This window comes from Synechococcus sp. R8-2 (genome assembly GCF_047461715.1).
In the GTDB taxonomy this organism is placed as follows: domain Bacteria; phylum Cyanobacteriota; class Cyanobacteriia; order Thermostichales; family Thermostichaceae; genus Thermostichus.
In genome coordinates this window covers 1-5,847 of sequence record NZ_JANSHQ010000299.1, presented here as the reverse complement: position 1 = coordinate 5,847, position 5,847 = coordinate 1, and the positions used below count along the sequence as shown (strand labels likewise).

The 5,847-nt window shown below is 58.5% G+C and carries 5 protein-coding genes; 4 read left to right on the top strand and 1 reads right to left on the bottom strand.

From position 1 onward, the window contains the following. From moaC to NW819_RS07820, 4 genes are all read left to right on the top strand, one after another. Positions 1-525: cyclic pyranopterin monophosphate synthase MoaC (moaC, locus tag NW819_RS07835; protein ID WP_414413415.1), on the top strand; the 525-nt coding region annotated here is incomplete at its 5' end. A gap of 44 nt (positions 526-569) precedes the next feature. Then, positions 570-2,429 (top strand): hypothetical protein, encoded by a 1,860-nt coding sequence (locus NW819_RS07830; RefSeq protein ID WP_414413416.1) that lies wholly within the window; start codon positions 570-572, stop codon positions 2,427-2,429. Beyond that, positions 2,423-3,418 carry an alpha-E domain-containing protein gene (locus NW819_RS07825; protein ID WP_414375235.1) on the top strand — a complete coding sequence of 332 codons (996 nt, stop codon included), beginning with the start codon at positions 2,423-2,425 and terminating at the stop codon, positions 3,416-3,418. The genes NW819_RS07830 and NW819_RS07825 overlap by 7 nt, the downstream gene beginning before the upstream one ends. A gap of 295 nt (positions 3,419-3,713) precedes the next feature. After that, positions 3,714-4,244, top strand: a complete 531-nt coding sequence (locus NW819_RS07820) for a gamma carbonic anhydrase family protein (RefSeq protein ID WP_414375236.1) — start codon at positions 3,714-3,716, stop codon at positions 4,242-4,244. 21 nt (positions 4,245-4,265) lie between these two features. Here the strand turns inward: NW819_RS07820 and NW819_RS07815 are convergent, their stop codons facing one another. Next, the gene (locus NW819_RS07815) at positions 4,266-5,723 is read right to left on the bottom strand and encodes a circularly permuted type 2 ATP-grasp protein (RefSeq protein ID WP_414400096.1); all 1,458 of its coding nucleotides are present in this window, start codon (positions 5,721-5,723) and stop codon (positions 4,266-4,268) included. Between the last annotated feature and the right edge of the window lie 124 nt (positions 5,724-5,847).

Below are 5,847 nucleotides of genomic sequence, written 5' to 3'. Positions count from 1 at the left end.
GCCAGCAGGACAGAGTCCTTTGTTGGGCAAGCCCTCACCCACCTGGACGCCTCTGGCCGAGCACAAATGGTGGAAGTGGGACACAAGCCCATGGTTGCCCGCTTGGCCACTGCCCAAGGACAGGTACGCATGTCAGAAACGACTTTGCAGACCATCTTGGCCGGTCAAGGGCCCAAAGGGAATGTGGTGGAAACAGCCCGGCTGGCCGGGATCATGGCTGCCAAGCGCACCGCTGATCTGATCCCGCTGTGTCATCCTCTCCCCTTGAGCAGCGTCACCGTGGATCTGAATCCGGATCCCCATCTGCCCGGCTTTCTGATCACCGCTACAGTGAAAACCAACGCCCAAACAGGGGTGGAGATGGAGGCTTTGACAGCAGTTTCGGTGGCTGCCCTCACCCTATACGACATGGCCAAGGCCTTGGAGAAGACGATGGTGATCGAACACATCCGGCTGCTGCGCAAGTATGGGGGGAAGTCTGGGCCTTTCGAGGTAGAGGATGGGGACAACGCCGAGAAATGCTAAAAGCGTTGTGCCAACCGGAGAGGGGTGTTGGGATAGGGTTGCTGGTGGGAGTCGTGGTGCTGCTCTGGCCCATGCTGCGCCAGGGCTATCCCATCACTCATTCCACCCACTTCAACCTCAGTTGGGCCTTTCAGTATCAGCGACAGTTTTTCAGCGGGCAGTTTTACCCCCGCTGGCTAGAGTATTCCAACTTCGGCTACGGCAATCCCACCTTTGCCTTTTACCCCCCTCTGTGCATGGTGGCCCCTCTGCCGTTTCGCCTGCTGGAGCTGGATATGCCCGGATCCCTGGTGGCCAGCATGGGCTTGGCAATGGCGGTCTTCGGGACAGGGCTGTATGCCCTTCTCCGGCAACTCATCCCCTGGGCTTGGGCTCTGGTTTTGGCTCTGGCGGGTATGGCCGGCCCCTATTGGCTGGTGGATATTTACCAACGGGGGGCAATGGGGGAAGTGTGGGCCATTGCTGTCTCTCCCTGGATTTTCTGGGCCTCAGTCCAGGTGATCTGCCGGCCCCAGTCCCTTTGGCCGATTGTGGCCTTAGCCATTAGCTACGGCCTGTTGGCCCTATCTCACTTGCCCACTTTGCTGGTCTTTACGCTAACTTGGCTGCCTCTGCCTTGGGTGCTGGGCCGCTGGGATCCCCTCTGGCCCAGGGTGGGGCGCTGCTACTTGGGGTTTGGGCTGGGGCTGGGGTGGACGGCGTTTTATCTGCTGCCAGCCTTTTGGGATCAGCGCCTCATCCAGGTGGAGTTGGTGAATTTTGTCGAAGAGTACATGCCCCAACATCGTTTGATCGTGAGTGGGCTGACCCGGCTCCAGCCACAACTGACGCAGCACTGGTTTGAAAGCGGCCTGGTGGGGTACTGGATCTGGATGGTGGCCGTTGTCTTGGGTGTTGGAATCCTGATTCTCCCAACTTGGCTGGCCCGCAGGACAAGGGGGATGACCCCGATCCATTCCGCTCGTGCTGGCGAGACGGAGTCCCATGGTGCCTTAGAATCCTCTGCTCCCCTGGCCAAAGCCATCCTGCTCTACAGCTTGGGGGCCAGCTTGGTGGCCTTGCTGATGATGACGGATCTGCTGGGTTGGCTCTACGAGTGGGTTTTGCCCCTGCGCCGCATTCAGTTTTCTTGGCGCTGGATGGCGGTGACATCAGTAACGGTGCCCTGGCTGTTGGGATCCCTGGCCGCCTGGGGGTGGGGACAAAAGGGCTTGAGGATCCTCTTGATTGTGGGGATAGGTCTGGCCATGGGGATACAAAGCTGGCAGGGCTGGCAGGTCTTGTCCAGAGCCTGGTTTGACCCCCAGACCATCCAAACTTTTCAAGAGCTGTCTGCCGCCAAGCCATTTCCCAATGAGCCTCAGCAGCGACCGGGCATCGCTTTTCTTCACTGGCACTGGATCTTTCCCGATGGGCTGGCGCTGGTGGATGTGCCGGAGTACCGACCTCGCCAAGCAACCCTGCCCATGCCGCCCCCAGAGGTGGATCCGCTGCTGCGGTGGCAAGGCGACATGGTGAACTTTGGACGAGAACAAAGCGATCTGGAGCCACTGTTGGAAGTGGAGCAGTGGCGCTATGGCTACCGTCGTTTTCGGGCCGTTAACCCCACCGATCAGGATCAATGGGTAGTCCTGCGCACTTTTTACTACCCTGCTTGGCGGGTACAGGTGGATGGTCGCCTCACGTCTGCTGAGCACAGTGGAGTGGGGCTGTTGCAGGTGCGGATCCCACCGGGGGATCATCGCGTGGAGGTGCGCTATCTGGGCACCCCAGCCGACTGGATAGGATGGATCCTGACCGGCCTGACGGGGGTGCTGCTGGTGAAGCTGCGGCGGCTGCTTCGTTTGTTGAATTTGAACGGAGCGCGGAGACAAGAAACTCCAGAGGAGGCAACAGCATGCTGAGTCGCGTGGCCGATTCCATCTACTGGCTCAACCGCTACGTGGAGCGCGCCGAGAACATCGCCCGCTTCATCGATGTCAATCTCAACCTCATCCTAGACTTGCCCAGCGGTCCCGCCCAGCAGTGGGATCCCATTGTCTACACCACCGGGGATCAGGAGCTGTTTTACCAACGCTATGGCCAGGCAACCCAAGAAACAGTCATCCAGTTCCTGGCTTTTGATAGGGATTACCCCAACTCCATCCTTTCCTGTTTGCGGCTGGCGCGGGAAAATGCCCGCTCTGTGCGGGAGGTCATTTCTTCAGAAATGTGGGAGCGGGTCAACCGCTTTTATTTGATGGTCAAAGAAGCGGCTCAGCAAGGCCCCCACCTGAGTCAGCTCCACGATTTCTTCACAGAAGTGAAGCTGGCCAGCCACCTATTCGCCGGGGTGATGGATGCCACCATGACCCATGGGGAAGGATGGCATTTTGGCCAGATTGGCCGTCTTTTGGAGCGGGCAGACAAAACGGCGCGCATTTTGGACGTTAAGTATTTTATCTTGCTGCCCTCTCTGCAGTACGTGGGCACGGCTTTGGATGAGCTGCAGTGGATCGCCTTGCTGAAGTCGGCCAGTGCTTATGAAATGTATCGGAAACACAGCCGCCAGCACCGCATCAATCCCAGAGAGGTGGCCTCTTTCCTGATTTTGGATCGGCAATTTCCCCGCTCTATTCAGTTTTGTCTTATTCATGCGGATCGATCCCTGCACCAAATCACCGGCACCCCAGCCGATACTTGGCGGGATCCCAGCGAGCGAGCTTTGGGCCGCCTGCGTTCTGAGCTGGACTACCTAACCATCGACGACATTATGGAGCAGGGCTTACATGAGTTTCTCGACAAATTGCAGCTACAAATGAACCACGTTGGCGATTGCATCTACGAAACTTTCTTTGCCATTCGCCCCTTGCAACCGTCTGAATCCTCTCCCCTGCTGCAACGGCAGGCTTAGCTAAAATCCCTCACCCCTAGCCCCTCTCCTACAAGAGTTAGAAATTAATCTAACGAACGCTTCCACAGCTATCGACAATGAGCCAAATGTGTTGCTTATATCTCATTGCTATTGTGCAATGGATTGACAATGGTGAAACAGGAGCAAAGGGACGGGTTGATTTTCTGGATCCCTGGCTCCTCTCTTTTTCTGGGACTGGAGGCGGCGCGGAGCGCTGGGGCAGGTCTGGAATTGCCGCACCCCCGGTAGCAGTAGGATTGGGGAAATAGAAGTCGTTGCCAAGGGCGTTTGGAAAGTGGGGTTAGAGCAGCAGCCGAGAGGGATCGACCAGGCAGCCTTTATTGCCGCCAATGCCACACTGATCGGCGATGTCCAACTTGCGGAAGCGGTGAGCATTTGGTACGGGGCTATCCTGCGGGGGGATCTCTCGCCCATTGTCATTGGCCGCCGCAGCAATATCCAAGATGGAGCCATTCTGCACGGGGATCCCGGACAGCCGACCCTGATTGGCGAGGAAGTGACCGTAGGCCATCGAGCGGTCATCCACAGTGCCCACATCGAGGGGGGATGTCTGATCGGGATTGGGGCCGTTCTCTTGAGCGGGGTCACCATCGGGGCGGGCAGCATGGTGGGAGCTGGAGCGGTGGTCACCCGGTCTGTGCCACCTCGCTCTTTGGCGGCGGGGATCCCGGCTAAGGTTATCCGCACCCTCACCGAGGAAGAGGTCAAGCAACTGCGCCTTCACGCCCAGCACTACGTGGATTTGGCGCTTCAACATGCCAGCCGCTTTGGCCGGTGGAGCAGAGGTTCGGGCGAGCGGCTCTGAACCTATTTTGCAAGCCGTCTCTCAACAGCCGGGATCCGCGCAGAGCACCCAGGTATCTTTGCTGCCGCCCCCCTGGGAGGAGTTCACCACCAGAGATCCCTTCTTGAGGGCGACGCGGGTCAGCCCCCCTGGGTGAACGTAGATCTCTTTGCCGTAGAGGATATAGGGCCGCAAGTCCACATGACAGGGTTCTAGACGGGGGCCTTCTCCCCGATCCACCAAGGTGGGCACGCGAGAAAGGCACAGGGTGGGTTGGGCGATGTAGTTGCGCGGCTGGGCGCGGATTTTCTCAGCAAAAGCAGACCGCTCTGCCGGTGTAGCCTGGGATCCCATCAGCATGCCATAGCCGCCTGACTCGTTGGCTGCCTTCACCACCAGCTTGTCCAGGTTTTCCAGTACGTACGCCTGATCCTTAGGATCCCAGCAGAGGTAGGTGGGCACGTTGGGCAAAATGGCTTCCTCTCCCAGATAGTAGCGGATCATCTGGGGCACATAGGCGTAGATCACCTTGTCGTCCGCCACCCCCGTTCCCAAAGCGTTGGCGATCGCCAGCCGCCCCGACCGGTAGACCTCAAACAGGCCGGGTACCCCCAAGAGGGAATCAGGGCGAAAAGCAAGGGGATCGATGAAGTCGTCGTCGATGCGGCGGTAGATCACATCCACCCGCTGCAGCCCTTTGGTGGTGCGCATTTGCAAATAGCCATCGGCCACCACCAGATCCCGCCCTTCCACCAGCTCCACCCCCATCTGCTGGGCGAGGAAAGAATGCTCGAAGTAGGCGGAGTTGTAGATGCCGGGGGTGAGCACCACCACCGTTGGGTTGGCTAGGTGCGGCACCAGGTTAAGCAGAGTATCCAACAAATGGCTAGGGTAGTCGTCCACCGGGCGGATCCCCATGGTGTTGAACAGGGAGGGAAAGGTGCTTTTCATCACCCGCCGATTTTCCAGCACATAAGAGATTCCCGACGGACAGCGCAGGTTATCTTCCAACACGTACCAAGTCCCGTCCCGATCCCGCACCAAGTCGGTGCCGGTGACGTGGCACCAAATTCTCCCCGGTGGGTTGAGCCCCACACAGGGCCGCAGAAATCCCTTGGCCGTTTCGATCAGCTCGGCAGGGATCACCCCATCCTTGAGGATTTTCTGGTCGTGATAAACATCGTCGATGAACAGGTTGAGGGCGTGGATGCGCTGCTTAAGGCCCTTCTCCAGCCGCTGCCACTCGGAAGCTGAGACGATACGGGGAATAATGTCAAAGGGGAAAATTCGCTCTGTGCCCTGGCTATCGCCATAGACGTTGAAGGTCACCCCCATCTGAAAGAGGGCCGCCTGCGCCGCCGCTTGCCGCTGCTGCAGTTCCCCTTCTTCCAGAGAATGAATGCGCTCAATCAGCGGGATCGCCTCAGGACGGGGCTGGTTACGCCCCAAAAACAGCTCGTCGTAAAACCCCTCGCCCGGGTCGTAGGCATCAAAACGCACGTCTGGGATCCCTGGAACGCTATCATCTTCTTCTACTTCTTCTACTGTTGGCGGCTCTGGATCTGCATAGTGTGCTTTCAGCTACTTTTAGCCTGGTAAAAAGAAAGGACTCCGTCCCGCTGAC